We start from the raw sequence: 24,690 nt of genomic DNA, 5'->3' as shown, positions 1-24,690 counted from the left end.
GCGTATTTTGAATTCTTTATCATAAGTACAAAACTGTTTATGGAGAGATCATCATGTTGAAGCTCGATTTCCATCCGTCCGGCCGCCACTTCCTGCAGATACCCGGCCCCTCGCCGGTGCCGGATCGTATCCTGCGCGCCATGAGCCTGCCGACTATCGACCACCGCGGGCCCGAGTTCGGTGCGTTAGGGCTTGAACTTCTGGGCAAGGTTAAAAAAGTCTTCAAGACCGAGAACCCAGTAATTATTTACCCGGCGTCAGGCACCGGTGCCTGGGAAGCGGCGCTGGCCAATACTATGTCACCCGGCGATAAAGTGTTGATGTTCGAGACCGGCCACTTCGCCACGCTGTGGCACAAAATGGCTCTGCGTTTGGACATCCAACCTGAGTTCTTGGGCCTGCCAGGCTACGAAGGTTGGCGCCATGGTGTGCAGGCCGACATGATCGAAGCGCGTCTGAAAGAGGATACCCTCCACGAGCTTAAAGCGGTCTGTGTGGTGCATAACGAAACCTCGACCGGCGTGACCAGTGATATTGCCGCGGTACGACAAGCCATCGACGCGGCGGGCCATCCCGCGCTGCTGATTGTCGATACCATTTCCGGCCTGGCCAGCGCCGACTATCGCCACGACGAGTGGGGCGTCGATGTCACGGTTTCTGGCTCGCAGAAGGGCCTGATGCTGCCGCCGGGCATCAGCTTTAACGCGCTCTCCCTCAAAGCCATCGAGGTCAGCAAGCAGGCAAAACTGCCGAAAAGCTTCTGGGCCTGGGACGAGATTCTTGAAGCCAACAAAAATGGCTACTGGCCCTACACACCCAGCACGAACCTGCTTTATGGCCTCAATGAAGCGCTGGATATGCTGCTGGATGAAGGCATGGATCATGTGCTGGCCCGCCATCAGCGCTGGGCAGCCGGTGTGCGCGCGGCGGTAGAGGCGTGGGGGCTGGAAATCCAATGCCAGGATCCTTCGGTTTACTCGCCGGTACTCACCGGTGTGGTGATGCCCGAAGGCGTGGACGCAGATGCGGTGCGCAAGATCATCTATGAGCGTTTCGACCTTTCTCTGGGCATGGGGTTGGGCAAGGCCAAAGGCAAGATGTTCCGCATCGGTCATCTGGGCGACTGCAACGATCTGACGCTGATTGCCACGCTGGGCGGCTGTGAAGCGGGTATGAAGCTATCCGGCGTTAGCCTTAAAGGCAGCGGCGTAACGGCTGCTTTGGACTACTTTGCTGCCAACCCGCTTAACGCAGACGAACGCTAAACGACGGGGGAGAGCCACATGACGTCTCTGACGAACCAACACCCGCCCCGTAATGCCAAGATTAAACCGCTCGGCGAACTCGCCGAGCGGTTATCCCGAGAGATGGCCGGCGAGGTGCTGTTTGATCGGGCCACTCGGGGGCGTTATGCAACCGACGCTTCTATTTATCAAGTGACCCCGGTGGGCGTGGTCATTCCGCGCCATCAGGAAGATCTGAAAATAGCGTTGGATATTGCCCGTGATGCCAAGGTGCCGATTTTGGTCCGCGGCGCGGGCACCAGCCAGTGCGGCCAGACCGTCGGCGAAGCGCTGGTCATCGACACCACCCGTTGGCTCAATCAGGTGGTGGAATTCGATGCCGAGGCGCGCACTGTCGTGGTTGAGCCGGGTATCGTGCTCGATCATCTCAACGCCTGGCTCAAACCTCATGGGCTGTGGTACCCGGTGGATGTTTCCACCAGCGCCCAGTGCACCATCGGCGGGATGGCGGGCAATAACTCCTGCGGGTCGCGGTCGATCTACTACGGCAACATGGTGCACAACGTGCTGGGCGTGGACGCGCTACTGGCCGACGGCAGCGCGGCGAGTTTTGGCTTCGTTGACCGCTTCGCGGAGGGCTCACAGGAGCAGCGCCTTGCGCAACAGGTGAGGGCGATTGCCGAGCGGGTGGGCCCGGAAATTCGCGACCACTTTCCCAAAGTGCTGCGCCGGGTGGGTGGCTACAATCTGGATCTGTTCGATTGCCAGAACCCGATGCCCTATGATCCGGGCGGTCGCGCCAACCTGGCCCATCTGCTGGTGGGCTCGGAAGGCACGCTTGGGGTGAGTCAGCGCATCAAGCTCAGGCTGTCACCGCTGCCTGAGCAGAAGGTGCTGGGGGTGGTGAATTTCCCGACCTTTTATCAGGCCATGGATTTCACCCAGCATATCGTCAAGCTCGGCCCCACGGCGGTGGAGCTGGTTGACCGCACCATGATCGAGCTATCGCTTGAGAACCCGGCGTTCCGACCGGTCATAGAGAAAGCGCTGATTGGCAAGCCCGAGGCGATTTTGCTGGTAGAGTTTGCCGGTCACGACCACGCCAAACAGCTTGACGCGCTGCGCGGGCTCAATGAGCTGATGGGTGATTTAGGCCTGCCGGGCAGCGTGGTGGATATGCCCGAAGCCGCCGAGCAGAAAGCGCTGTGGAATGTGCGCAAGGCCGGGCTCAATATCATGATGAGCATGAAGGGTGACGGTAAGCCAGTCTCCTTTATAGAAGATTGCGCGGTACCCCTAGAGCACCTGGCCGAGTACACCGACAAACTCACCGAGGTATTCAACCGCTACGGCACTGAAGGTACCTGGTATGCCCACGCCGGTGTCGGCACGCTGCACGTGCGGCCAATTCTCGATATGCGCCGGGATGGCGCAGAAAAAATGCGCGAAATCGCCGAGCTGGCCTCCGCGTTGGTGCGCGAATACAAAGGCGCCTACTCCGGCGAACACGGCGACGGCATCTGCCGCGGTGAGTGGGTGGCGTGGCAGTTTGGCGAAACCGTCAATAACGCCTTCCGCGACATCAAGCAGCTGTTTGACCCGGAAAATCTGTTCAACCCGGGCAAAATCGTCGATACCCCTAAAATGGACGACGAGCGCTATTTCCGCTTCCCCAAGAGCTATACCACCATTCCGCTGATACCGGTCTTCGACTGGTCCGCCTGGAACGTGAAGCGCGACCCGCTCACCGGCGAGCAGTCGTCCCCCGGTACCGGCGGCGATGCCACCCATGGCCTAGCCATGGCGGTCGAGATGTGCAACAACAACGGCCACTGCCGTAAGTTTGATGCAGGTACGATGTGCCCCAGTTTCCGCGTGACCAAAGAGGAGCAACACCTTACCCGTGGCCGGGCCAATACGCTGCGGCTGGTACTCTCGGGTCAGTTGGGTGATGAAGGGCTGGCCAGCGACGATGTGAAAGAAGCGCTGGATCTCTGCGTGTCGTGCAAAGGCTGCAAACGGGATTGCCCCACCGGCGTCGATATGGCGAAGTTCAAGATTGAAGCCCGCACCGCGCGCGCCCGCGTGAACGGGTTATCGCTGCGGGATCGTATGGTGGGCGAAATGCCTCGCTACGCGCCCTGGGCCAGCAAATTTTCCGCGCTGGTGAACGGCGTAGAACGCGTGCCGTTTCTGGCGAAACAGATCAAGCAGGCGTTAAAGCTGGCGCCCCAGCGCTCGCTGCCGGTGTTCAACGGTAATTTCCTCGCCAGCGCCGAAGCGTCTCAGCAGCCAGCCACAACAACGCGCGAAGTGTTGCTGTTTGTGGATACCTTCAATAACTACATGGAAGGCGATAACGCCAAAGCCGCCAAGCGGGTGCTGGAAGCGGCAGGCTACCGTGTGCATCTCAATGTGACCAAAGGGCAGCGGCCACTCTGCTGTGGGCGCACCTACCTCTCTTCCGGTCAGTTTGATAAAGCCAAGGCGGAGGCCAAACGGACCCTTGAGCATCTGATGCCGTTTGTCGAGCGCGGCGTGGCAGTCGTTGGGTTAGAACCCTCCTGCCTGCTCAGCATGCGCGATGAATTTCTGCAGTACGGCTTTGGGGAAGAGGCGAAGGCACTGTCGGCATCGGCCTACCTGTTTGAGGAGTTTCTGGTTAAGGCGCGTGCTGAAGACCAGTTGCCCCTTGAACTCAAGCCGCTGAACTACGAGCGTGCGATGCTGCATGGTCACTGCCATCAAAAAGCCTTCGATGCGCTGCGTCCCGTGGAGCAAGTGCTGGGCTGGATTCCTGATCTCACCGTCGAGACTATCGAGTCTTCCTGCTGTGGCATGGCGGGTAGCTTTGGCTATGAAGCGGAGCACTACGACGCCTCGCTGAAAATGGCGGAACTCTCGCTGCTACCGACGATTCGCAACGCGGATAGCAATGCCGTATTGATTGCCGATGGCACTAGCTGTCGCCATCAGATTCACGATGGCAGTGGTCGCGAAGCGATTCACGTTGCTCGATTGCTGGAACAAGCGCTAGCCTGAAGGCGGAACACCAATAACAACCCAGGAGGGTAACGTGGCACTTTACCAATATGGCGAGCATCGTCCAGCGGTTCACGAGGATGTCTACATTGCGGAAACGGCCGATGTGATCGGCCAGGTGACGTTAAAGGCGCGCTCAAGCGTCTGGTATCAAGCCGTGTTACGCGGGGATACCGACCACCTTGAAGTAGGCGAAGAGAGCAATATTCAGGATGGTGCCGTGCTGCACGCTGACCCAGGCTTTCCGCTCAAGGTTGGTAATGGCGTGACGGTGGGGCATCAGGCGATGCTGCATGGCTGCACTATTGGAGACGGCTGTTTAATCGGCATTCAGGCCGTGGTGCTCAATGGCGCGGTGATTGGCGAGAATAGTCTGGTAGGCGCCGGCGCCTTTATTAAGGAGGGCGCGGTATTTCCGGCTAACTCATTAATCGTTGGCTCGCCTGCCAAGGTCGTGCGCGAGCTTTCCGAAGAAGTCGTGGCGGGGCTGAAGAAGAATGCTCAAAGCTACGTGGAGCGCGGCAAGCTGCACAGCCAGCAGCTAAAGCGTATCGATTAACGCGTAAATCCAGCGGTGCTCAATAGCAAACCCCCAGGCCTTGGCCTGGGGGTTTACGTTTCTAGCGTCGTTATTACCGCCAGTGCTACTTCATTACATTAACGGATCGGTCACGCCAATCACGTAGAACGCAATCAGGGCGATGATGCCGGTAAAGACGAGGTAGTAGAGCGTGGGCAGAATCGTTTTACGGATAGTCGCGCCTTCGCGACCGAGCAGACCCACCGTCGCTGATGCGGCTACGACGTTATGGATAGCGATCATATTACCCGCTGCCGCACCAACTGCCTGCAGCGCTACCATCATGGCGGTGGAAAGCCCCAGTGTCTCAGCAACGCTGAATTGGAATTCCGCCAGCATCAGGTTGGACACCGTGTTGGAGCCTGCAATAAAGGCCCCCATCGCCCCGACCGCTGGAGCAAAGAATGGATAAATGCCGCCTACGCTATCAGCGACTGCTTGGGCCATCATGACCGGCATCGAGACAAGATCCGCGCCGTTAACGCCCGAGTTGATCAGGATACGTACCATCGGCACGGTAAAGATCAACACGAAGCCCGCGCCAAAAATGGTTTTGGTCGATTCCGATACCGCGGCACTGATTTTTTGCGGGTTCATGCGGTGCAGGAAGTAGGTCACGATGACTACGGCCAGGATGATGCCGCCCGGTAGGTAGAGCGGCTGTACACCGCCGCTGACGCCCGCTTCACCCAGAATATTGGTCCAACTGAGGTTGATCGAGGTCAGCGCCACGCGCAGCGGTTCAATAGTGCGCGAAGCCACCAGGAACAGCGCCAGCAATACATAGGGTACCCAGCCTTTGAAGGTGGACATTGGCGCTCTGCCGACAACGTCATCAAGCTTGATTTGCAGGTTACCGATCCACTCGTCTGGCCAAGAAGAGGATTCAGGGAAGTCCCAGGTATCTTTAGGCATCAGGAAGCCGCGTTTGGCTGCCGGAACAACAATCGCCAAGCCCACCATGGCGCCAATCATCGACGGGAATTCAGGCCCCAGCAGCACGCCCACCAGCATGTAAGGCACTACGAAGCAGATGCCGGTAAAAATGGCGAAAGGGGTAATCGATAGTCCTTCTTTCCAGGAGCGGTTGGCACCGAAGAAGCGCACCATCACAGTGACCAGAATCAGCGGCATTAAGATACCCACGATACCGTGAGTGATCGCCACTTCGCTGGTTACCATCTGGAAGAATACATCCCAGCTAGAGCCTACCGAATCAAGCTCAGCGCTGATACCGGCGCGATCCAAGCCGCTACCAACGCCGACCACGATAGGCGTGCCCACCGCGCCGAAGGAGACTGGCGTTGATTGAATCATCATACCCACGACCACCGCCGCAAGTGCTGGGAAGCCGAGGGCGACCATCAGCGGTGCCGCAACAGCGGCGGGCGTACCGAAGCCAGAAGCCCCTTCGATAAAGCAGCCAAACAGCCAAGCAACAATCAACGCTTGTACGCGGCGGTCAGGGCTGATGCCTGAAAAGCCGTTACGAATAGCCGTAATGCCGCCGGAGTGCTTAAGCGTATTGAGCAGCAAGATAGCGCCAAAGATGATCCAGAGAAGACCAGCGGTTTGAATCAAACCTTGGATGGTCGACGCTGCCACTCGGCTAAAGGACATATCCCAGGCGGTTAAGCCAATAATAGCCGCCGTCAGAAAGACAATCGGCATCGCTATCTTGGCAGGTATTTTAAACCCTATGAGTAAAATACCGGCCAGCAACAGCGGCAAGAAGGCTAGAAGTGCAAGTATCGTTTCATTCATGGAAGGAACTGCCCTTGTTATTGATTTGGTATGCTCCGCAATAACCGTCTGGCTTTTTGTATCGCCAGTCGGGTGTAGGTGAAAGATACGGTTTGGCTAACAATATGACTACATTGGAAAATTGGTCTTACCAAAGCAGCGCTTGTTTAGAACGTGTGTTTGCGCTAGCTGTTTTTATTTAAGGTGTTGATTTTAAATGAATTGTAAGAATTTTATTAAGGTGAGTGTAACGCTGGCCCATTAGACTAATAGACAGTGCTAAGAAGCCTCTCTTGCACGGTTGGTTTCTTGGGCTCATTGTTTAGCTATCCAAAGTGTGTAAAAAAGCTCTAAGCTCTTTTTTACCAATCATTTTTCGCAACGATGCTCTCAACTAGAAGGCGGTAGTGATGGCAATAAAGCTCTATGACCTATGTGGACGAGACGAACGGCTGCGCTTTTCTCCTTATTGCTGGCGCGTGCGCATGGCGCTTGCTCATAAAGGGCTGGAATACACCAGCGTGGCGTGGCGATTCCTCGACAAACAAGCGTTGGCGTTTGCCGATTACGACAAAGTCCCGGTGCTTTGCGACGGCGATCAGGTAGTCACCGACAGCTTTGAGATCATGCGCTATCTGGATAAAACGTATCCCGACGCACCCATGCTAGGTGAAGGCGTCAGCTATCAGCGGGTTTTACTGTTTAAGTACTTTGTAGAACGCAGCGTGACCCCGGCGCTGTTCCGCATTATCGGTATGGATCTGTTCGCCGCGGTACACCCAGACGACCGCGACTATTTCCGCGAAACCCGTGAAGCGAGGTTTGGCTGTACATTGGAAGAATTCCACCAACCCGAACAGGGCAAGCAGCAACTCAAGCAGGTATTAGCCCCCGTGCGCGACCTGCTGCGCGAGAGTGCTTTTTTAGATGGCGATGCACCCGCTGGCTCAGATTACCTGTTGTTTGGCAGCATGATGTGGGCACACGTCGTATCCACGCAGGCGGTCGTTGAACCCGGAGATCCGGTGGATGAGTGGTTCCAGCGTATGCTCAGCGCTCACGATGGCGCTGCAAGCAACGCCCTGACAGTAATAGATATATAAGATATATCTACTAGAGGCGGTACACTTACGTACCGCCTGCTGTATTGAGAAAGCTTGGTAAACTCATGGCGAGTACATCAACGTTTTCAACAAGGAGATGGCAATGATTGACCTGTACTACTGGACAACACCTAACGGCCACAAAATCTCCATCATGCTCGAAGAAGCCAAACTGGCGTATCGAGTAAAGCCAATCAATATTGGCCGCGGTGAGCAGTTTGACCCTGAATTTCTCACTATTGCCCCCAATAACCGCATCCCCGCCATTGTGGATCACTCACCGCAGGATGGCGGCCAGCCACTCTCGATGTTTGAGTCTGGCGCCATTCTGGAATACCTCGCCGATAAGAGCGGTCTTTTTTTGCCTGCGGCGGGTCGTGAACGCTATATCGTGCTCCAGTGGTTGCACTGGCAGATGGGGGGCTTAGGCCCGATGGCAGGCCAAAACCACCACTTCTGCCACTATGCGCCGCAGAAGATTGAGTACGCTATTGAGCGTTACGTGCGAGAAACTAATCGGCTTTACAGCGTACTGGATCAGCGCTTGGCGAATCACACTTATGTGGGCGGTGATGATTACTCGATTGCTGATATGGCGATTTACCCCTGGATCGTTCCTTGGGAAAAGCAAGGGCAGACGATCGAGGAGTTTCCCGACCTAGAGCGGTGGTTTGAGATGATCAAAGCGCGCCCAGCCGTGCGTCGGGCGTACGCTTTAGTGGAAGAAGTTAATCCACAAGCGGGGGTTGAAATGGATGAGCAAGCGCGTAAGCACTTGTTTGGTAACCGTTAGTATCGTTTCGTAAGAAAAGGTTGTTAGTAATCTGCAAGTGAGCAAGCGCAGCATGAGGAAAAATCATGTTGCGCTGCACAAAAAGCACTGCTAGCTTTAGCTATAGCAGAGGCAAAAGCCTGGCTAAGAACCGCCTATTGAAGGCGAGTTTATGTGCTAGCTCACACTTGGAGAGATACTTGTGAATAAAGCGACTGATAAAACCACACAGCAGTTTGAATCAGCATTTGTGTCACCCATGCGTTCTTACACACTAACGGCGCTTGATTACTACGATCAGCTATTTAGTGCACAAATGGATGCTTTCCGTGCCTACTCGGACATGGCTATCTCGCAAGCACGCACATGGCTTGATGTAAAAGACGCCGACAGTTTCAAGAAGGCGATGGAAAGCCAGCAGAAAACGGCAAGCAATTTCATGGAACGCGTTAAGGGCGATACTGAAAAAGTAACGTCAATCGGTCAAAGCTTTGCTCAAGATAGCCAAAAGCAGGCTGAAGAAACCACTAAAAACGTGGCAGAAAAAGCAAAGCAATAAGTTAGCGTTAGGTCAGTAAAAAGCGCCTTTTCCTCAGGGAAGCGGCGCTTTTTTGTACCTGGGCGCTGTTAACGCTTAGCTTCAGCTTCCGCCGCGGCAAGCTTGGCTTGTCGGTCGGGCTTACCCGGTAAAATAGCATCTAGCAGTAGGGCGGCAAGTGCTGCGGGTACCAGGCCCGATTTAAGTAGCAGCCCTAGCTGGCCCGGCATGGTTTCCGAAATGGCTTCAACGGCTGGCAGGCCGATACCCAGGCTTAGCGAAACCGCGATGATCAGCATATTACGCTGATCCAGCTCGCACTCCTTGATGATCTTAAGCCCCGCAGACGCGATCATGCCAAACATCACCACCCCTGCGCCGCCCAGTACTGCAGGCGGCATGGCGGCCACCAGTCCACCTAGCTTGGGGAATAGGCCCATGGCGATCAATAACAGTCCGCCAATGGTGACCACGTGGCGGCTAACCACACCGGTTAGGGTAATCAGCCCAACGTTCTGTGCGTAAGCGGTGTTGGGCAGGGTATTGAAAACCGCCGCAAATGACGTCGCCACGCCATCCGCCATCACGCCGCCGGAAAGCTCACGGTCTTTCGCGGGGCGGCCAGCGCCGGTGGTGGTAATCGCCGATATATTGCCGATGGTTTCTAGTCCCACCACAAACATAATCAGGGTCATACCGATGATCGCGGTGCCCGAAAACGTCATGCCGTATTCCAGTGGCTTGGGCAGCGCAAACCAGGCAGCGTTGCTTAACGAGGTAAAATCGACCTTGCCAAGGACGATAGCCACCGCATAACCTGCCATTAAACCAAACAGGATTGACGACGCTTTAATAAAACCGCGCCCATATTGGTGAATGGCGATGGTCACGCTGAGTACAAAAAGCGCCAATAATAAATTGCCAGGAGAGGCAAAATCGGCTGCCCCCACACCGCCCGCGGCGTAATTGAGTCCAACCGGCATTAGCGTAATACCGATCAAGAGCACCACGATGCCGGTCACCACCGGGGAGAACCAGTGGCGAATTTTCTTTAAAAACGCGCCCAGCACAATTTGCAGCAACCCCGCCACAAACGAGGCGCCGAGCACCGCGGGCAAGCCAAACGCCTTGGCTAGCGGGAGAGCCACTGGCAGAAAGCCAAAGCTGGTGCCCTGCACAATCGGCAGGCGTGCCCCGATGGGGCCGACGCCGATGGTTTGTACCAGCGTGGATACCCCCGCCACAAACAGCGCGACTTGAATTAAAAAAATCTGCTCCGCCGGGTTAGCGCCGATCACACCAGCAATAATGATCGGCGGTGTCACGTTGCCAGCGAACATGGCCATAATATGCTGCAGGCCTAGCGGGATCGCTTTTGAAAGCGGCGGCATCGCATCAGGGTTTTGATTAATGGTACGCGAAGGCCGCGTTTTAGCGTCGGGCGGAGTGGACATAAAGAGCCTTTATTCGCAGTGGGTGGCATTGTTTTCTTCTTGCATCCATTTACTATTAAAAGTGTATACAATAAATAAATGCAATAGCCCGTTTGGCGAAGAGGCGTCGACGCTGGTGGTTTATTGTTCGGCCCGCGCCCTTAAACGAAAACGCGCAATGCGAATGATCTGCTCAATGGCCGTTTGCCGCTCGGTGGCTGCATCGTTATTCAGCCGCGCTTCAAAGGCATCGAGAATACCGTGTCGATCGAGCCCCTTAACGGCAATCACAAACGGAAAGCCAAATTTTTCCTTGTATGCGACGTTAAGGTATTCAAAGCGAGCAAACTCCTCAGGGCTGCATTGGTCTAGCCCGGCGCCTGCCTGTTCACTGGTGGAGTCTTGGGTTAACTCGCCTGCCATGGCGGCTTTACCGGCCAAATCCGGGTGCGCTCGGATAACGCTAATTTGCTGTTCGCTGCTTGCCTGCTGCAACATAAGCCCCATCAGTTCGGCCAGCGCGTCTGGGGTATCATGGGCTTCGGTTAGGCCGTGCTGCCAGGCCGCTTCGGCCACCCAGGGCGAGTGCTCGTAAATATCCCCGTAATGGTGGGTAAGCATCTCAAGGCTGCACTGGCTTGGCGCAGGCGATAGCAGTCGCGGTGTTTCAGCAGGCATTGGCTCTCTCCAAAGTGAAAAAGGGTGACGCGCGGATGTTCAAAAAGTGCGCGGTTGGAATTACTGTATACAATAAATAGCAGTAACGGTACTCTTTGACCAATAGGTCAAACCATGCAAACAACGTTATAAATAAGGAGTGGCTATGGGACGTTTAACCACCCACGTATTGGATACCGCCAAAGGACAGCCCGGCCAGGGAATCATCATTGAAGTGTTCCGTCTTTCAAACGGCGAGCGTCAAATTTTAAGCACGGTGACCACTAATAACGATGGCCGATGTGATGCTCCCCTTTTAGAAGGTGATGCGCTCACGAGAGGCGAGTACGAGCTGGTGTTTCATGCAGGTGACTACCTGCGTGCCCAAGGCGTTGAAGCTAACGAGCCGCGCTTTTTAGACGTTATTCCGCTACGTTTTGGCGTCGCCGATGCCAGCCAGCACTACCATGTGCCGCTACTTCTCTCGCCCTATGGCTACTCAACTTACCGCGGTAGCTGATAGGGGACATCCGTTATGCAAGCGTACCTAATCGAGTTTGTTAACTTACTGCTGCGCTGGCTGCACGTGATTGCCGCCATCGCCTGGATCGGTGAGTCGATCTACTTTGTCATGCTGGACAACAGCCTGCGCACGCCAAAAGCAGCGGAAGATCGCGAGAAGGGCGTGTTCGGCGAAATGTGGTCGGTGCATGGTGGTGGTTTTTACCACAACCAAAAGTACGCTACCGCACCTGCCAAGTTGCCCAATGATTTGCACTGGTCATTCTGGAAAGCCTATACCACCTGGCTTTCCGGTTTTGCGCTGTTTGTGATTCTCTATATGGTCAACCCAGGCTTCTATTTGGTGAACCCCAATAGCCCCTGGGAGTGGGCCGCCAACCTGACGGGCTGGCAGGCCAATGTGCTGGCGCTGGCATTCCTGCTGGGCGGTTGGGTGGTTTATAACGAGCTGTGCAAACGCATTAGCCCCAACATGGACCGCGATGGGCTGCTCAGCATTGCCGTCGCCGTGATGATGGTGGTCGTTGCCTATCTCAGTACGCAGATGTTCACCGGTCGCGCGGCCTTCCTGCTCACGGGTGCGGTCATGGCGACGGCGATGTCGGCCAACGTTTTTTTCTGGATTATTCCCGGCCAGCGCCGCATGGTTAAAGCCATGAAGGCGGGTGATGCGCCCAATCCGCTGGATGGCAAACGCGGCAAACAGCGCTCGGTGCATAACACCTATTTCACGCTGCCGGTCGTATTGCTGATGGTGAGTAACCACTACTCGTTTATCTATTCTCACGAGCTCGCCTGGGTGGTGATGGTACTGTTCATCTTCGCCGGTGTCCTGATCCGTCAGTTCTTTGTGTTGATGCACGCAGGTAAAACCCAGCCCGCCTATCCCGCCTTCGGGGTAGCGCTTATCCTGTTGGCGTTTTGGGTGGCGGCACCCAGTGCTTCATCCCCAAGTGGCACTGCAGGCGCACAAGGGCCAGACCAAGCGCAAATCACCGGCCTGATTGAGCAGCACTGTGTTCAGTGTCATGCTCGCAACCCCGAGCATGCCGGTTTTTCAGCGCCGCCCGCAGGGCTTACATTTGAAAACTGGGACGAAATTCTCGGTCAAAAAGCGCAGATTCAACAGGTCGTGGCCAGCCGCTACATGCCGTTAGGCAATATGACCAACATGAGCGATGAAGAGCGCGCTATCATTGCCGCTTGGGAGGAGTGATAAAGAGGCTAGCTATGAGTGATGCGCAGGCGCCGATAAAGCGGCGCGCTTCCGTTAAAGAAACCAAAGATGGCAAAGAGGGCGATGAACGACACGATGCTATCTATCGCGCCGTGAGCGATGCCATTGTCGAGCAGCGCTTGAAGCCCGGCGCGCGACTGCGCGAGGATGCCCTAGCGGATGTGTTCGGCATTAGCCGCACCGGTATTCGTAAAATTTTGCAGCGCTTGGCACTGGAGCAACTCGTTACCCTGACGCCGCGCCGTGGGGCCAGCGTCACCCGGCCCACCGCGGACGAAGCCAAGGACGTTTTCGATGCCCGCCAACTGGTCGAGTGCGGATTGATGCCCGACGTGGCGCGGCGCATGGGTGAAAAAGAAGCCGCTGAGCTACGTGAAATGGCCAAGCGCGAACGCCAAGCGCTGCGCGGCGGCCAACAAAGCGTCGCTATCCGGCTCTCTGCCGATTTTCACGTGCGCTTGGCGCAGCTTTCCGGCAATGCGACCCTGGCGGAGTTTGTTGAGCGGCTCTGCTCGCGCTCCTCGCTCATACTCGCTGTCTACGGCCATCGCGGCCACTTGGGCTGCGAATCCCATGACCACGATGACCTGATCGGCTATTTAGAAGCAGGCAACGGCGAGCGCGCGAAAGCCTTTATGAGCCGCCACCTCAAAGCCATCGAAGCCTCGCTCTCCATGGTCGAAGAGGAAGAAAACGTGCCGGATTTACAGCAGATATTTGGGGAGTGAAGGCGCGGGTCGAATCGTGACACACGAGGCGCAGGGCTTACATCAAACTCCAGAACGCGTCGACCAACGGGTTTTTTAGGTTTTTCTTCAAGGTAAACAAACCAATATCGTAGGGCGCCAGTTCCGGCGTCACGTCGAGCACGCGGATGCGATCCATCAGTGGACTGTTGTCGAGGACGATTTTAGGCACCACGCCAATACCAAAGCCCAGGCTCACCATACTCACAATGGCTTCATTGCCGGTCACCTGGGCATATATGCGCGGGGAGATGTCATGCTGGCGAAACCACTCATCTACACGCGTTCTAGACACACCGCTTTCCGATAGAATCATGGGCGTATTCGCCCACTCAGCCGGTGTAATGGGCGTGCTGGTGGGCGCATTGGGCAATTGCTGCTCCAGCGGCGCAATAAACAGCAGCGGCGACGTCGCAATGGGCTTGAAGGCCAGGCCTCGCGGTAAGTTGGCGGGCTGTGCCGCAATGCTAAGGTCTTCTTTTCCATCGAGCACATGGGCAATGGCGTGTTCGGGATCCCCTGTGCGCAGCTTGATTTCAATGACCGGGTAGGCAATACGAAAGCGGCGCAGTAGCTCATGCAAAAAGCTGTAGCTGGCCGTTACGGAGCCATACAAGCTGATTTCACCGCTTAATTGATCCGGGTTGTCGGTTAACTGATGACGGATCAAATTCCACTGACTGCTGGCATCGCGGGCATACTTGAGAAATTTTTGGCCTTCCTGGGTGAGCACTACGGTACGGTTGTCGCGGTTGAACAGCGCTACTCCCAGCTCATTTTCTAAATGGCGAATGTTGCGCGACAGGGCAGAAATGCTCACATAGCACTCGTCGCTGGCGCGACCGAAATGCAGGGTTTCTGCTAAGGCGAGAAATTGTTTTAAAATTTTAAAATTCATACCTGCCATGATAATGGAGCTTTGCAAAAAAAGGGACATATTGTTGCAAATATATCAATTTAAGAAATAGTCGTTTTTGGTTAGATTGGCGCTACTCACATGGCGCTGGGTCCGCACTTGGCGGCTATGTCACTCTTTTTCGTATCGGTGTGAGACATCGATATCGTGCTTATCAATCATTAGGATGTTAACGATGGCTAACTACTTCAATACGCTGCCGCTACGCGAGCAACTGGCTCAACTCGCCAAATGCCGTTTTATGTACAGTTCTGAATTTGCCGATGGCGTAGACGCGCTTAAAGGCAAAAAAATGGTCGTGATCGGCTGCGGCGCACAAGGCCTGAACCAAGGCTTGAACCTACGCGATAGCGGTTTGGACGTCTCTTACGCCCTGCGCCCTGAAGCCATCGAACAGAAGCGCCAGTCTTGGAAGAACGCCACTGAAAATGGCTTTACTGTCGGTACCTACGAAGAGCTGATCCCCACGGCAGATGTGGTCTTGAACTTGACGCCCGATAAGCAGCACACCGCTGTTGTAACGGCGGTAATGCCGCTGATGAAAGAGGGCGCTTGCCTGTCTTACTCTCACGGTTTCAACATCGTCGAAGAAGGCATGAAGATCCGCGACGACCTCACCGTCATCATGGTGGCGCCGAAGTGCCCAGGGTCTGAAGTGCGCGCTGAATATGTGCGTGGTTTCGGTGTTCCCACCCTGATCGCCGTTCACGAAGCCAACGATCCTAAAGGTGAAGGCCTTGCCCTGGCAAAAGCCTACGCAGTGGGCACTGGCGGCCATAAAGCCGGCGTGTTGATGTCCTCTTTCATCGCGGAAGTTAAATCCGACCTGATGGGCGAGCAAACGATCCTTTGTGGCATGCTGCAAACCGGTTCTATCCTTTGCTTCGACAAAATGATCGAAGAAGGTATCGAGCCTGGCTACGCCTCAAAGCTGATTCAGTACGGCTGGGAAAACATCACGGAAGCACTGAAATACGGCGGCGTGACCAACATGCTGGATCGTCTTTCTAACCCCGCGAAGATCAAAGCCTATGATCTTGCAGAAGAGCTGAAAGAGATCATGCGTCCGCTTTACAACAAGCACCAGGACGACATCATGAACGGCAACTTCTCTGCTGGCATGATGGAAGACTGGGCGAACGATGATGCGAAACTTCACGCATGGCGCGCAGACACTGCTGAAACAGCATTCGAAAAAACACCAGCGGGTGACATTAAGATCTCTGAGCAAGAGTACTTCGACCACGGCATCCTGATGGTGGCGATGGTAAAAGCGGGAGTTGAGCTTGCGTTCGAAACCATGACCGCGGCTGGCATTATCGCCGAATCTGCTTACTACGAGTCTCTCCACGAAACGCCACTGATCGCCAACACCATCGCGCGTAAGAAGCTTTATGAAATGAACGCGACGATCTCCGATACCGCGGAATACGGCTGCTACCTCTACAACCACGCGTGTGTACCGCTCCTGGCTGACTTTATGAAAGGCATTAAGTCCGATGTGATCGGTAAAGGCCTGGATGTAGATGACAACGGCGTTGATAACGCGCGTTTGATCGAAGTCAACGATGCCCTGCGCGCGCACCCGGTTGAAGCCGTTGGCGCAGTGCTGCGTGGTCACATGGCGGACATGAAGAAGATCGTTTAACCGGTTGAATAAAGAATAGCGAGTTAACGCAATTAAAAAGCCGGGATATCGCCACGATAGTCTCGGCTTTTTTGTCTCTTTTTTATTCAAGCCTGATTTTTTAACACCGTCACCGTAAGGAATAGTTCGATGGAGCCTTCAAACCGCTTAGCCAATATTCAACTAAACAAAGCGACAATCAGTTTTGATGATCGCTTCACCCTAAGCGAGATTGATTGGACTATCGAACCCCATCAGCATTGGGTCATCACCGGCACCAATGGCGCAGGCAAATCCGCCCTGGCGGCGGCGCTTGCGGGCGTTGGCAAAATCGAAGCGGGCACTGTTCAAGGCCTTCCCCACAATGTCGGTTTGGTCTCTTTCGAAGCGCAAGCCGAACTCATTGCCCAAGAGCTGAAAAAAGACGATGCCGATATCATGGATGTCATTTCACTCGGTACCCCCGTTAGTGAAATGATTTTCGAGCACTGCCGGGACACTGACCTCGCCAGCGTACTGGTCGAAAAGTTCGGGCTGACGAGACTCCTCGAACGCGCCTTTCGTAAGCTCTCCACGGGCGAAACCCGCAAAGTCATGTTGATTCGCGCGCTGGCGAATAAGCCGGACTTACTGATTCTAGACGAGCCGTTTGATGGCTTAGATGTCGACACCCTCGCCATGCTGCAAGCCCATCTCGCCTCTATCATCGATACCGTTCCCATGGTGTTGGTGCTGAATCGCTTTGATGAAATGCCCGACTTCATTACCCATGTGGCCTACCTGGATAAAGAGCGTGGGGATGAAGACCGCACGGATAAAGAACGTTCGGACAAAAAGAGAGGAGATAAAAAGCGCGGAGAAACGGGGCGTTTAGCGTTCACGGTAGACCGCCAGGACGATGCCGCCTTCAATGAGCTGTATCAATTGCTGCATTTGAAAACCACCGACCTCCGCGTGCCCGAGGCCGACCCAGCCAATAAATTACCCGCGCTCGACCCCAGCCAACCGTTAGTGAAACTCAAGCAAGCGACGATTCAATACGGTGACACCGTGATCGTCGATAAGCTCGACTGGACGATCGAGCCGGGCCAGCACTGGCAACTGAGTGGCCCTAACGGGAGTGGTAAGACCTGCGTCCTGTCCCTGATCACAGGCGACCATCCGCAGTGCTACACCAACGATATTTTTGTGTTTGGCTTTCAGCGCGGTAACGGCGAAAGCATCTGGCAGATTAAGCAGTTTATCGGCTATGTCTCCACCGCCTTGCAGTGGGAATATCGCGTCAGCACCAGCTGCAAAAACGTCATTATTTCAGGTTTCCACGACAGCATCGGCGTGTACACCAAATCGACTGATAACCAGAAGAAAATCGCCGACCAATGGCTCGAACTACTGGGCATGCAAGAGCGCGCCGATCAGCCCTTCAACAAACTCTCCTACGGCGACCAGCGTCTGCTACTCATCGCCCGCGCCATGGTAAAACACCCGCCGCTGCTGATCCTGGACGAGCCTTGCCTGGGCCTGGACGATATGAACCGCCAGCTAGTTCTCGCACTGATTGAGAAGATTTGTGAAGGCCAAGAGACCACGGTGCTCTACGTGAATCACCACACGGAAGATAAGATAAAAGAAATCGACAATCATTTGGCGCTGGAGAAGAATCATTAGTTGGTGGGGCCAGGGTGTGCATGACCTACTGGCGTAGGCCATGCATCATAGTGTCATGCGCTAAGAGCCTTTAATACGGCTTGAGGCTCTTTAGATACGACGTTCAATAGCACTAGAGCGGGGCCGTGAGGCGCTCGGTCACCACGCTCCCAATGGCGCAGCGTACTGACGCTGATTCCAAAGGCTGAGGCAAACTCGTTCTGCGACATACCCAGCTTGGAACGTATCTTCTTGACCTCTACTGGCCCGAACTCATGCACGATCGCTTTTCCCGCCTGCCCGTTAGAGTATTCAATGGCCTCATCCAGGCCCTGCTTGATACTTGTAAATGCGCTACTCATATTAATCACCATATCTTTCAAGCAACAGGTTGGTAAGCTTGCTCAGTTCATTACGTTCGGACTTTGAGATGTTCGCTTTCTCGCCCTTGCCGAAAACGGTCAAAAGGAACAGCGGTACGCTTCCATTGTGATAGTAGTAGATAACCCTTACCCCACCACTTTTGCCCTTACCCTGCGCCGACCAGCGAAGCTTCCTAATACCTCCTGTGCCTTGCACGATGTCCCCGGCCTGAGGATGAAAAGCTAAGTAGTTAACAATACTCATCTTTTCCTCATCCTTGAGGAGGCTTGACGCTCGCTTGATAAATTCAGGGAGTTCAACAATGGTCTGCATAGATTAAGAGTAATCCAATGGATTATGGCAGTCAAGCAACGGTCAGAGTCTGAAAAGAAGCCAGACAACAGTATATTGTTACAAACACCTCATTTGTGGCACCTTGCTACAGCTAATGAGATTCTAAGAGGGGCTTGGAAATCGCCACCCACACATTTAGACCAGCAGCTAATTGATAAAACAGCGATTATAGCTGAAGCGCTTGATCGAACGACATCCAAATAAAACGAGCATTGGGCAAAAGTAGGCGAAATGATGGAAGGCAAGCCGCTTTGCCTCAAGCTATTATTGCAAAACAGAACGGGAAGCAGGGAAGTTGGAGGCCTACGATTTTGGCTAAAGTCGCCAAAGAGTTAATGCTGGTTCTGGCTCTTGGGAGTAGAAGAAGGAAGGCCATTCATTTCCGCTTCAACCCCAAGACCTCGGGGCTGTGATCGAGAAAATTGTGTCCGTTTACTTTGTAAAATGATGCTAATGCGTCTGGTGAAATTGTCACTGACAAATCGTCGTGGAGCAAATCGTAGTCCGTAAAAGACGTGTCCGAGTGATACACCCTGAAGAAATAGCTTCCCGCCGAATCCCTGCACAAAATCCCAGGTACACCCGAGGCCTTTTCCTCTTCGGCTTCACTGCCCCTGTAGCTGTATATGCTTGTCATCTATTTACTCCCTTTTGCTCACAAAAAACTGTAGAAAACACAATTTCGAGCCACCTCTACCGATTGTCGTCCTAATTTAATGTTCCAGCCAACAAGCCTTGTTCGTGTTACACCAGCAACACTTGTCCGACAGTGCTTCAATCTCTTTGGCATCGCGGCTGAAGAAGCTTGCCAGTGTGTGAGATTGGGAACGGTATTTAAGCACCTCTGCATCTCGCGTCTGGAGATAATGCTTTTGAAATAGTAAAACAAGATGATCTTAAGCAGGATGGCAAAAAGGACAAGTCGAGCTTGTGTTCGATCAGATAGTGCACTGCGTGTTCAAAGGTGCTTGGCTGGAGCTGATCTTGGTAGCTGATTACCATCATGGCGTTCTGATCGTAGTTATAAGCATTGAAGCGCGGCATGCTGACCACGCCTCGTTCGTTTTCTCGATCCTACCAAAACCTTAACCGTCAGTGGGGTTTTCTACAGCCTCAACGCAGTGGAAAAATTGTTCGGCTACAGCGGCTGGTTATGTATTATTCGTAGTGGCTCCATAGCCTCAAAACTTTCACCATTCGCTCGTCTTCGAGCACTTGGTACACCAGACGATGCTGAATATTGATGCGGCGTGAATAGGCTCCCGCAAGGTCACCAATAAGCTTCTCAAACGGAGGCGGCTTGCGGTAGGGATCTTCTACCATCATTGCCAACAATTCCTGGGCTTTTGGCTTAAGGCCGCTGGAGGCAAGTTTCTTTGCATCTTTCTGGGCTTGCTTGGTGTAAGCCAACTTCCATGTCACCAGTCCAGCTCCTCATCGCATTCAGCCACAGGGGTGTTGATCCCCTCGCGAATAGCCTCCCGCATGCCGGGTACAGAAAGCAGGTAAAGCGTTTCCTGAATGGCCGACCAATCTTCTTCGGATACCAAAACGGCCCTGTTCCGCTTCCCCATGATGACGATGGGTTGGTGAGACTCGGCAGTTTCATCAATCAACCGGTAAAGATTGCTGCGTGCCTCAGTGGCTGTAATTCCGCTCATGACGCACCTCTAGCGTGTTCAACTCTTAAAAAAGTGTACGTTACTACGCACGAGCGTCAAGGCGAACGTATTCATAACGCTGTGCCCTAGGGGAAACTTAACGCCGCCAGCAAGCGCGGCTTTGTAGTGGAGCCGACGGCGGAACGAAAAAGCCGTCGACTTGACTGGCATTGTTATACGTTTGCTTCGGCATCTTCGATAGCTTTTATTAAATCACTAGCAACAGCAATTCTGTCAAATGCTGACACAAAATCCAGCTCTATATCACGGTGTGAGCTAGAGTTACGATAAAAGCTAAACGCCCCTGTTATGTAGTTTAAAAAAGCACACCTTTCTGATTTCGGTAGGTTCTTATTGGTTAGAACGCCATCATCAGGGTTGAATGCTTTTTTTAGCAAACGTTCTCCAAACATATCTGCTGGAGCACTAATTTTTTCTCTTGTGGTCACTTCTATTGCCTTAAACGCTTGTATAACCGCACTATCAAATTCACCGCTATTTAATAGAGCAAAGCACTTTTTAACGATAGTTGGGTGTACGTAGCTTTCAGGCATTAACGCATATTTCTCTACCACCCGACGAAACTCACGCTCTGGAAACCTAAAGCCGACTTTTGTAGGGAAATATTGCTTTTCACCTTCATTATCGTAACCACGCTGAAAACGCCTAATGTCTATGTGGGCAGTTGGGCTTGCTTTGTATTTGACACGCGAGAATTTGACTGGCTGATAACCTCCAGGGTTAGCCTCACCAATTTCTTCTGAAATTCAATTTTTGCTTCGATTTCTACTTTTGACATTGGATTCCAATTTTACGTATAACATTTGGTTAAGGGGCGGGCTTTAGCTCGTCCGAGTGAGCGCAGCGAACGATTTTAACCAATTGTTATGTTTGAGCACATAGGCTGCTAATGCTCGCGGTTTGCTTTTTAATGTCTGCTACCGGGTTGAAGACATGTGCTGCTAATTGCTGCTCGATAATCTCACGGTTTTGTTGGAATAACATGCGCGCAAACTCAGGAACAATAGGGCTGTTCATGTACCGTGCAATGTATTTCATTTTGTCTACATTGCTTTGAGTCGGAATGCTTTGGCCGTATTCGTCAGCGATTTTTTCGACTTCAAGCATTAGGTCAGTAGAGAATTCTAGACACAGAGTGAGAATGTCTTGCCTCGGAGCTTCAAGACTAATAAATTTCCCTTTATTGTCAATTCTTTCTATATTGCTCGCAATATAATACTTGCCATCAGTGTAGGCGTTGATGATTTGCATGCCGTCATGCGTTATGGCATTTCTGCATTCCTTGAAAAATGCAGAGTGCCTTACTTCTGAGAAGTATGACCAAGCAATTTTCTGGCTTGTAGCTGTTTCTAAAGAGTCTTTCAGTGACTGGAAGGTATTAACGAAAGCATTGAAGGTGAAATTTATGTCTTCATCGCTTGTATTGACAGGGTTGATTCCGGCTAAGAAGTTGTTATTGACTAGATTGCAAATGCTTATAATTTTTATTAGGAAGTACTCATATTCTTCCAGCTTTTTTTTTATGAAGCTGCCAACGACCATCTTATGGTGTGTTTCTTGTCCAGTCATCCGTTGAGACTCTTCACATAACGCCCGGCTCACCGAGCAAATTTTTGATGGCAGCTTTTGTGCTTGTTTTTGCACAAAACGTGACAGCGGAAATTTGTCCGGTGCAGACGTTTGTTAGCCATTTTTTTGTAGTAACCGTAGAAATTCAGATGCCATCTCTTGAATATTTAATGACGACGATGAAAAAGCAACTTTGTCAGCAAGGCTGTGACTATATTGAGACACCTCTTGATGTTGAACACCATGCCAAACGGGTAGAATAAATTTCTCGCCGCTCATAGATCTATTTACTAAGGCATCGAGTTCATACTGAGGCCACTGCTTTGCAAAAAATGCTGGTGATAAAACAACAATTCCATATTTTGCATTACCTAAGCCATGATCAATAGTTCGCCTCAAGCTATCACCTATTTCAAGCGAAAACTCGTCATACCATACTTTCAACCCTAGGCTATTAAGCTCTTGAACAAGTGGACGTACAAACTCATTCTTATCTTCACTGGCATGAGAAACAAAAAAATCATACCTGTCATTTCGTTCCATGTTTTCAACCACCTGATACTGGGATGAGCAACATTCGCTGTAAACAGCTTGAATTTTAGCCCACTCAACTTCTGCATTTCTTGCCTTGTCATTATAAAAGACTTCATGCATCGAATGTTCAACATCTGAAATATAAAAAAAGAACTTATTTGAAAATCGTTGGGCGTTTCTATCCACCCATTTCCATTCATAATTAGTAATGAAATTAACTGGCCTCTCAGCGAAATCACCTGAATTAAGGCGACCAAATCTAAAATATCCATTGACGAGATTAAAGGCGATAAAATTCATACCGTCGCCATAAAAAACATGCTTAAAACCATCTTTTTCTAATTGAGTGAGAGTTTCATTTTTTTGCTTCCTCTCCTTTATGAATAAGACAACAAGCAATGTCATGCAAGCCGGAATTACTAACCACAAGTATTCCATATTATCGTATTACTCCTATATGGCTAACAGTTTATTCATACGCATGCGTGTTTTCCTGGGAAGCCAAAAACCAACATTACGCTACAAGTGTCTGATATAAAATAAAAATACTCACCTTATCCTGATAAGGGCCGTCAGAAAATTGCGCATGCGCCTAAACATTCCAGGTCACTTTTTTAAATTGCACATAAACACACATAGCCTTATTGCAAATCATTATTTTTAATCGTTTTAATCAAATTATTTTCAGAAAAATAAGCATATGGGCCTTTGAGCCTACCAGAAAAACACGCATTACAGCTCGAAAATATCTCATTCCGCTGAGTTTTGATACCGCAAAATACGTTGCTTGGTAGCGCCATGGGAGGATATCGGCAGGTTCCCAACTGGCCGTGGTAGCACGCCACCCAAAAAAAGCGCCATCGGCAAAACCGATGGCGCTTGTATGAGCTTCTAATCAGCTAGTTACGACCCTTTTGCCTACTGCTGAGCCAACACAGGCTCCGCCTTAAACTGCCGCATCAACCCATAGTAGAACAGCCCACCCAAGCCTGCGCCAATCAGCCATCCGTAGCCGCCCAGGCTGGATAGAGCGGGGACTAAAACGGTAGAGAGCGAGAACATTGCCGCCACGCCAAATGCGATAAGGGCGCGGGTGTTCCAGCCGTTGACGTAGTAATAGGCGCTGCCCGGTGCTGATGAGAACAGCTCCTGCATGTTCAGGTGCTGGCGCTTAATCAGGTAATAATCAACCACGATAATGCCGTAGAAGGGCGCGACGATGGCGCCTAGCGCATTTACAAAACCGGGCACACCAATCTGGCTGATCACCGAAAGCCACAGCGCGCCGACAAAGAACGCGATTACGGCGGTAATCAAGCCGCCCATCTTAAAGCTGATTTTGCTGGGGAACAGATTGGCGAGGTCGTAGGCGGGCGGAATGAAGTTGGCAACCAGGTTGATGCCGACCGTGGCGGCAAAGAAGGTTAGCGCGGCGATAATCGTCAGCGGCAGTGAATCTACCCGTTCAACGATATCGGCGGGGTTGGTCAGCGCCTCGCCAAACAGCACCAAAGTCCCCGCGGTAATAATCAGCGCGATAAACGAGAAGAACGCCACGTTAAGCGGCAAGCCCAGCAGGTTACCCAGCTTCATCTGACGTTCGGTTTTCACAAAGCGGGTGAAGTCACCGAAGTTGATCACCACTGCTGCGAAATACGCCACCATGGTGCCCACAATTGCCATAAAGGCGGCGATTGAGCTGCCGCTGGTTTCACTGCCACCGCTAAAAATTGTGCCAATGGCAGGGATTAGCTCACTGCCCGCCTGGTACCAAACAATGATCATCAGCACTAACATCACCACGTAGACCAGCGGGCCTGCCCAGTTGAGGAAGTGCTTAATGCGATCGATGCCTTGCCAGAAAATCGCGATTTGAAACAGCCATACAATCACAAACGACACCCAAGCCACGCCGGAAAGCCCCAAGAAGGTGCTGCCGCTGCCTGCGCCCACAAAAGCGGTAATGAGTAGGGTGACGGCGGTGGAGGCGAAGTAGGTCTGCACGCCGTACCAGAAAATTCCCACGATGGCACGCAGCATCGCGGGTAGGTTCGCGCCGCGTACGCCCATGCTGGCACGCACCATCACGGGAAAAGGAATGCCGTATTTAACGCTGGGCTTACCGGAGAGGTTGACCAGAAACATCACGATCACACCGGCCAGAATAATCGCAGCCATCACCGCCCAGCCGTTCAGGCCGTAGGTTAAAAACAGTGAGGCAGCGAGGGTGTAACCAAACAGGCTCTGGATATCGTTAGACCAAACGTTAAATATCTCAAACGCGCCCCAGTTACGATCCTGGGGTTTAAGCGGCGCGAGATCCTCGTTATATAGCGTGGGATCAATGTGCTTAATATCCAGGTCACTAACGTCGTTGCTCT

General features: G+C 52.7%; 23 protein-coding genes. 11 read left to right on the top strand and 12 right to left on the bottom strand.

What is annotated here, in order from left to right:
- Window positions 1-53: 53 nt before the first annotated feature.
- The 3 genes from ACW44H_RS15320 to ACW44H_RS15310 are packed head-to-tail and all read left to right on the top strand — an operon-like array spanning window position 54 to window position 4,845.
- Window positions 54-1,265: a pyridoxal-phosphate-dependent aminotransferase family protein gene (locus ACW44H_RS15320; RefSeq protein WP_457505413.1), complete on the top strand. Its 1,212-nt coding sequence runs from the start codon at window positions 54-56 to the stop codon at window positions 1,263-1,265.
- Between the two features lie 18 nt (window positions 1,266-1,283).
- The gene (locus ACW44H_RS15315; RefSeq protein ID WP_457505411.1) at window positions 1,284-4,286 is read left to right on the top strand and encodes an FAD-binding and (Fe-S)-binding domain-containing protein; all 3,003 of its coding nucleotides are present in this window, start codon (window positions 1,284-1,286) and stop codon (window positions 4,284-4,286) included.
- Between the two features lie 34 nt (window positions 4,287-4,320).
- Window positions 4,321-4,845, top strand: coding sequence for a gamma carbonic anhydrase family protein (locus ACW44H_RS15310; RefSeq protein WP_457505410.1), 525 nt, complete (start codon window positions 4,321-4,323; stop codon window positions 4,843-4,845).
- A gap of 93 nt (window positions 4,846-4,938) precedes the next feature.
- Here the strand turns inward: ACW44H_RS15310 and ACW44H_RS15305 are convergent, their stop codons facing one another.
- A complete protein-coding gene (locus ACW44H_RS15305) occupies window positions 4,939-6,630 on the bottom strand; it encodes an L-lactate permease (RefSeq protein WP_113269062.1) in 1,692 nt (563 codons plus the stop codon).
- 389 nt (window positions 6,631-7,019) lie between these two features.
- Between ACW44H_RS15305 and ACW44H_RS15300 the strand changes: the two genes are divergently transcribed.
- The 3 genes from ACW44H_RS15300 to ACW44H_RS15290 all read left to right on the top strand — a co-directional run bounded on the left by ACW44H_RS15300 (window position 7,020) and on the right by ACW44H_RS15290 (window position 9,043).
- Complete coding sequence (locus tag ACW44H_RS15300; protein WP_457505408.1) at window positions 7,020-7,712, top strand: glutathione S-transferase family protein; 693 nt, start codon at window positions 7,020-7,022, stop codon at window positions 7,710-7,712.
- Between the two features lie 103 nt (window positions 7,713-7,815).
- Window positions 7,816-8,505 carry a glutathione binding-like protein gene (locus ACW44H_RS15295; RefSeq protein WP_113269064.1) on the top strand — a complete coding sequence of 230 codons (690 nt, stop codon included), beginning with the start codon at window positions 7,816-7,818 and terminating at the stop codon, window positions 8,503-8,505.
- Window positions 8,506-8,686: 181 nt separating this feature from the next.
- Window positions 8,687-9,043 (top strand): phasin family protein, encoded by a 357-nt coding sequence (locus ACW44H_RS15290; protein WP_457505406.1) that lies wholly within the window; start codon window positions 8,687-8,689, stop codon window positions 9,041-9,043.
- A gap of 68 nt (window positions 9,044-9,111) precedes the next feature.
- Here ACW44H_RS15290 and ACW44H_RS15285 read toward each other — a convergent pair whose 3' ends face one another.
- Window positions 9,112-10,476, bottom strand: coding sequence for a uracil-xanthine permease family protein (locus ACW44H_RS15285; RefSeq protein ID WP_457505405.1), 1,365 nt, complete (start codon window positions 10,474-10,476; stop codon window positions 9,112-9,114).
- Window positions 10,477-10,596: 120 nt separating this feature from the next.
- Complete coding sequence (gene uraD, locus ACW44H_RS15280; protein WP_113269067.1) at window positions 10,597-11,133, bottom strand: 2-oxo-4-hydroxy-4-carboxy-5-ureidoimidazoline decarboxylase; 537 nt, start codon at window positions 11,131-11,133, stop codon at window positions 10,597-10,599.
- A 145-nt stretch (window positions 11,134-11,278) separates the two neighbouring features.
- On the opposite strand from uraD, the gene uraH reads away from it, so the two are divergent.
- From uraH to ACW44H_RS15265, 3 genes are read left to right on the top strand one after another with little or no spacing between them, the layout of a single operon-like run.
- Complete coding sequence (gene uraH, locus ACW44H_RS15275; RefSeq protein ID WP_113269068.1) at window positions 11,279-11,632, top strand: hydroxyisourate hydrolase; 354 nt, start codon at window positions 11,279-11,281, stop codon at window positions 11,630-11,632.
- 15 nt (window positions 11,633-11,647) lie between these two features.
- Window positions 11,648-12,850 (top strand): urate hydroxylase PuuD, encoded by a 1,203-nt coding sequence (locus tag ACW44H_RS15270; RefSeq protein WP_457505403.1) that lies wholly within the window; start codon window positions 11,648-11,650, stop codon window positions 12,848-12,850.
- 14 nt (window positions 12,851-12,864) lie between these two features.
- Window positions 12,865-13,599, top strand: a complete 735-nt coding sequence (locus ACW44H_RS15265) for a GntR family transcriptional regulator (RefSeq protein ID WP_457505401.1) — start codon at window positions 12,865-12,867, stop codon at window positions 13,597-13,599.
- A gap of 37 nt (window positions 13,600-13,636) precedes the next feature.
- Here the strand turns inward: ACW44H_RS15265 and ilvY are convergent, their stop codons facing one another.
- Window positions 13,637-14,515: an HTH-type transcriptional activator IlvY gene (gene ilvY, locus ACW44H_RS15260; RefSeq protein WP_457505400.1), complete on the bottom strand. Its 879-nt coding sequence runs from the start codon at window positions 14,513-14,515 to the stop codon at window positions 13,637-13,639.
- A 193-nt stretch (window positions 14,516-14,708) separates the two neighbouring features.
- On the opposite strand from ilvY, the gene ilvC reads away from it, so the two are divergent.
- On the top strand, window positions 14,709-16,181 hold the full coding sequence (gene ilvC, locus ACW44H_RS15255; RefSeq protein WP_457505398.1) for a ketol-acid reductoisomerase: 1,473 nt from the start codon (window positions 14,709-14,711) through the stop codon (window positions 16,179-16,181).
- 129 nt (window positions 16,182-16,310) lie between these two features.
- A complete protein-coding gene (locus ACW44H_RS15250) occupies window positions 16,311-17,828 on the top strand; it encodes an ATP-binding cassette domain-containing protein (RefSeq protein WP_457505397.1) in 1,518 nt (505 codons plus the stop codon).
- A gap of 53 nt (window positions 17,829-17,881) precedes the next feature.
- Here the strand turns inward: ACW44H_RS15250 and nadS are convergent, their stop codons facing one another.
- The 8 genes from nadS to ACW44H_RS15210 all read right to left on the bottom strand — a co-directional run bounded on the left by nadS (window position 17,882) and on the right by ACW44H_RS15210 (window position 24,670).
- Window positions 17,882-18,169 (bottom strand): NadS family protein, encoded by a 288-nt coding sequence (nadS, locus tag ACW44H_RS15245; protein WP_457505396.1) that lies wholly within the window; start codon window positions 18,167-18,169, stop codon window positions 17,882-17,884.
- Between the two features lies 1 nt (window position 18,170).
- The gene (locus tag ACW44H_RS15240) at window positions 18,171-18,503 is read right to left on the bottom strand and encodes a type II toxin-antitoxin system RelE/ParE family toxin (protein WP_022522251.1); all 333 of its coding nucleotides are present in this window, start codon (window positions 18,501-18,503) and stop codon (window positions 18,171-18,173) included.
- Window positions 18,504-19,682: 1,179 nt separating this feature from the next.
- Window positions 19,683-19,946 carry a Txe/YoeB family addiction module toxin gene (locus ACW44H_RS15235; protein ID WP_457505395.1) on the bottom strand — a complete coding sequence of 88 codons (264 nt, stop codon included), beginning with the start codon at window positions 19,944-19,946 and terminating at the stop codon, window positions 19,683-19,685.
- Window positions 19,943-20,185: a type II toxin-antitoxin system Phd/YefM family antitoxin gene (locus tag ACW44H_RS15230; protein ID WP_457505393.1), complete on the bottom strand. Its 243-nt coding sequence runs from the start codon at window positions 20,183-20,185 to the stop codon at window positions 19,943-19,945. Before ACW44H_RS15230 ends, ACW44H_RS15235 begins: the two co-directional genes overlap by 4 nt.
- 173 nt (window positions 20,186-20,358) lie before the next feature.
- On the bottom strand, window positions 20,359-20,739 hold the full coding sequence (locus ACW44H_RS15225) for a TIGR02391 family protein (protein ID WP_457505391.1): 381 nt from the start codon (window positions 20,737-20,739) through the stop codon (window positions 20,359-20,361).
- A 331-nt stretch (window positions 20,740-21,070) separates the two neighbouring features.
- A complete protein-coding gene (locus tag ACW44H_RS15220; protein ID WP_457505390.1) occupies window positions 21,071-21,775 on the bottom strand; it encodes a hypothetical protein in 705 nt (234 codons plus the stop codon).
- Between the two features lie 114 nt (window positions 21,776-21,889).
- The gene (locus ACW44H_RS15215; protein ID WP_457505389.1) at window positions 21,890-22,747 is read right to left on the bottom strand and encodes a toll/interleukin-1 receptor domain-containing protein; all 858 of its coding nucleotides are present in this window, start codon (window positions 22,745-22,747) and stop codon (window positions 21,890-21,892) included.
- A 480-nt stretch (window positions 22,748-23,227) separates the two neighbouring features.
- Window positions 23,228-24,670 carry an NCS1 family nucleobase:cation symporter-1 gene (locus tag ACW44H_RS15210; RefSeq protein ID WP_457509055.1) on the bottom strand — a complete coding sequence of 481 codons (1,443 nt, stop codon included), beginning with the start codon at window positions 24,668-24,670 and terminating at the stop codon, window positions 23,228-23,230.
- Window positions 24,671-24,690: the final 20 nt, after the last annotated feature.

It is taken from the genome of Vreelandella sulfidaeris Esulfide1, assembly GCF_054072535.1.
Note: the sequence above shows the minus strand (reverse complement) of the source record. Positions and strands in the feature narration are given on the sequence as shown.

Excerpts from the sequence above, each read along its gene's own strand:
- ACW44H_RS15250 (WP_457505397.1), top strand. The coding sequence starts at position 16,311 with ATGGAGCCTTCAAACCGCTTAGCCAATATTCAACTAAACAAAGCGACA.
- ACW44H_RS15225 (WP_457505391.1), bottom strand. The coding sequence starts at position 20,739 with ATGCCTGAAAGCTACGTACACCCAACTATCGTTAAAAAGTGCTTTGCT.
- ACW44H_RS15270 (WP_457505403.1), top strand. The coding sequence starts at position 11,648 with ATGCAAGCGTACCTAATCGAGTTTGTTAACTTACTGCTGCGCTGGCTG.
- ACW44H_RS15285 (WP_457505405.1), bottom strand. The coding sequence starts at position 10,476 with ATGTCCACTCCGCCCGACGCTAAAACGCGGCCTTCGCGTACCATTAAT.
- ilvY (WP_457505400.1), bottom strand. The coding sequence starts at position 14,515 with ATGAATTTTAAAATTTTAAAACAATTTCTCGCCTTAGCAGAAACCCTG.
- ACW44H_RS15215 (WP_457505389.1), bottom strand. The coding sequence starts at position 22,747 with ATGGAATACTTGTGGTTAGTAATTCCGGCTTGCATGACATTGCTTGTT.
- ACW44H_RS15220 (WP_457505390.1), bottom strand. The coding sequence starts at position 21,775 with ATGACTGGACAAGAAACACACCATAAGATGGTCGTTGGCAGCTTCATA.
- uraH (WP_113269068.1), top strand. The coding sequence starts at position 11,279 with ATGGGACGTTTAACCACCCACGTATTGGATACCGCCAAAGGACAGCCC.
- ACW44H_RS15305 (WP_113269062.1), bottom strand. The coding sequence starts at position 6,630 with ATGAATGAAACGATACTTGCACTTCTAGCCTTCTTGCCGCTGTTGCTG.
- ACW44H_RS15295 (WP_113269064.1), top strand. The coding sequence starts at position 7,816 with ATGATTGACCTGTACTACTGGACAACACCTAACGGCCACAAAATCTCC.
- uraD (WP_113269067.1), bottom strand. The coding sequence starts at position 11,133 with ATGCCTGCTGAAACACCGCGACTGCTATCGCCTGCGCCAAGCCAGTGC.
- ACW44H_RS15320 (WP_457505413.1), top strand. The coding sequence starts at position 54 with ATGTTGAAGCTCGATTTCCATCCGTCCGGCCGCCACTTCCTGCAGATA.
- ACW44H_RS15265 (WP_457505401.1), top strand. The coding sequence starts at position 12,865 with ATGAGTGATGCGCAGGCGCCGATAAAGCGGCGCGCTTCCGTTAAAGAA.
- ACW44H_RS15315 (WP_457505411.1), top strand. The coding sequence starts at position 1,284 with ATGACGTCTCTGACGAACCAACACCCGCCCCGTAATGCCAAGATTAAA.
- ACW44H_RS15300 (WP_457505408.1), top strand. The coding sequence starts at position 7,020 with ATGGCAATAAAGCTCTATGACCTATGTGGACGAGACGAACGGCTGCGC.
- nadS (WP_457505396.1), bottom strand. The coding sequence starts at position 18,169 with ATGAGTAGCGCATTTACAAGTATCAAGCAGGGCCTGGATGAGGCCATT.
- ilvC (WP_457505398.1), top strand. The coding sequence starts at position 14,709 with ATGGCTAACTACTTCAATACGCTGCCGCTACGCGAGCAACTGGCTCAA.
- ACW44H_RS15240 (WP_022522251.1), bottom strand. The coding sequence starts at position 18,503 with ATGCAGACCATTGTTGAACTCCCTGAATTTATCAAGCGAGCGTCAAGC.
- ACW44H_RS15230 (WP_457505393.1), bottom strand. The coding sequence starts at position 20,185 with ATGAGCGGAATTACAGCCACTGAGGCACGCAGCAATCTTTACCGGTTG.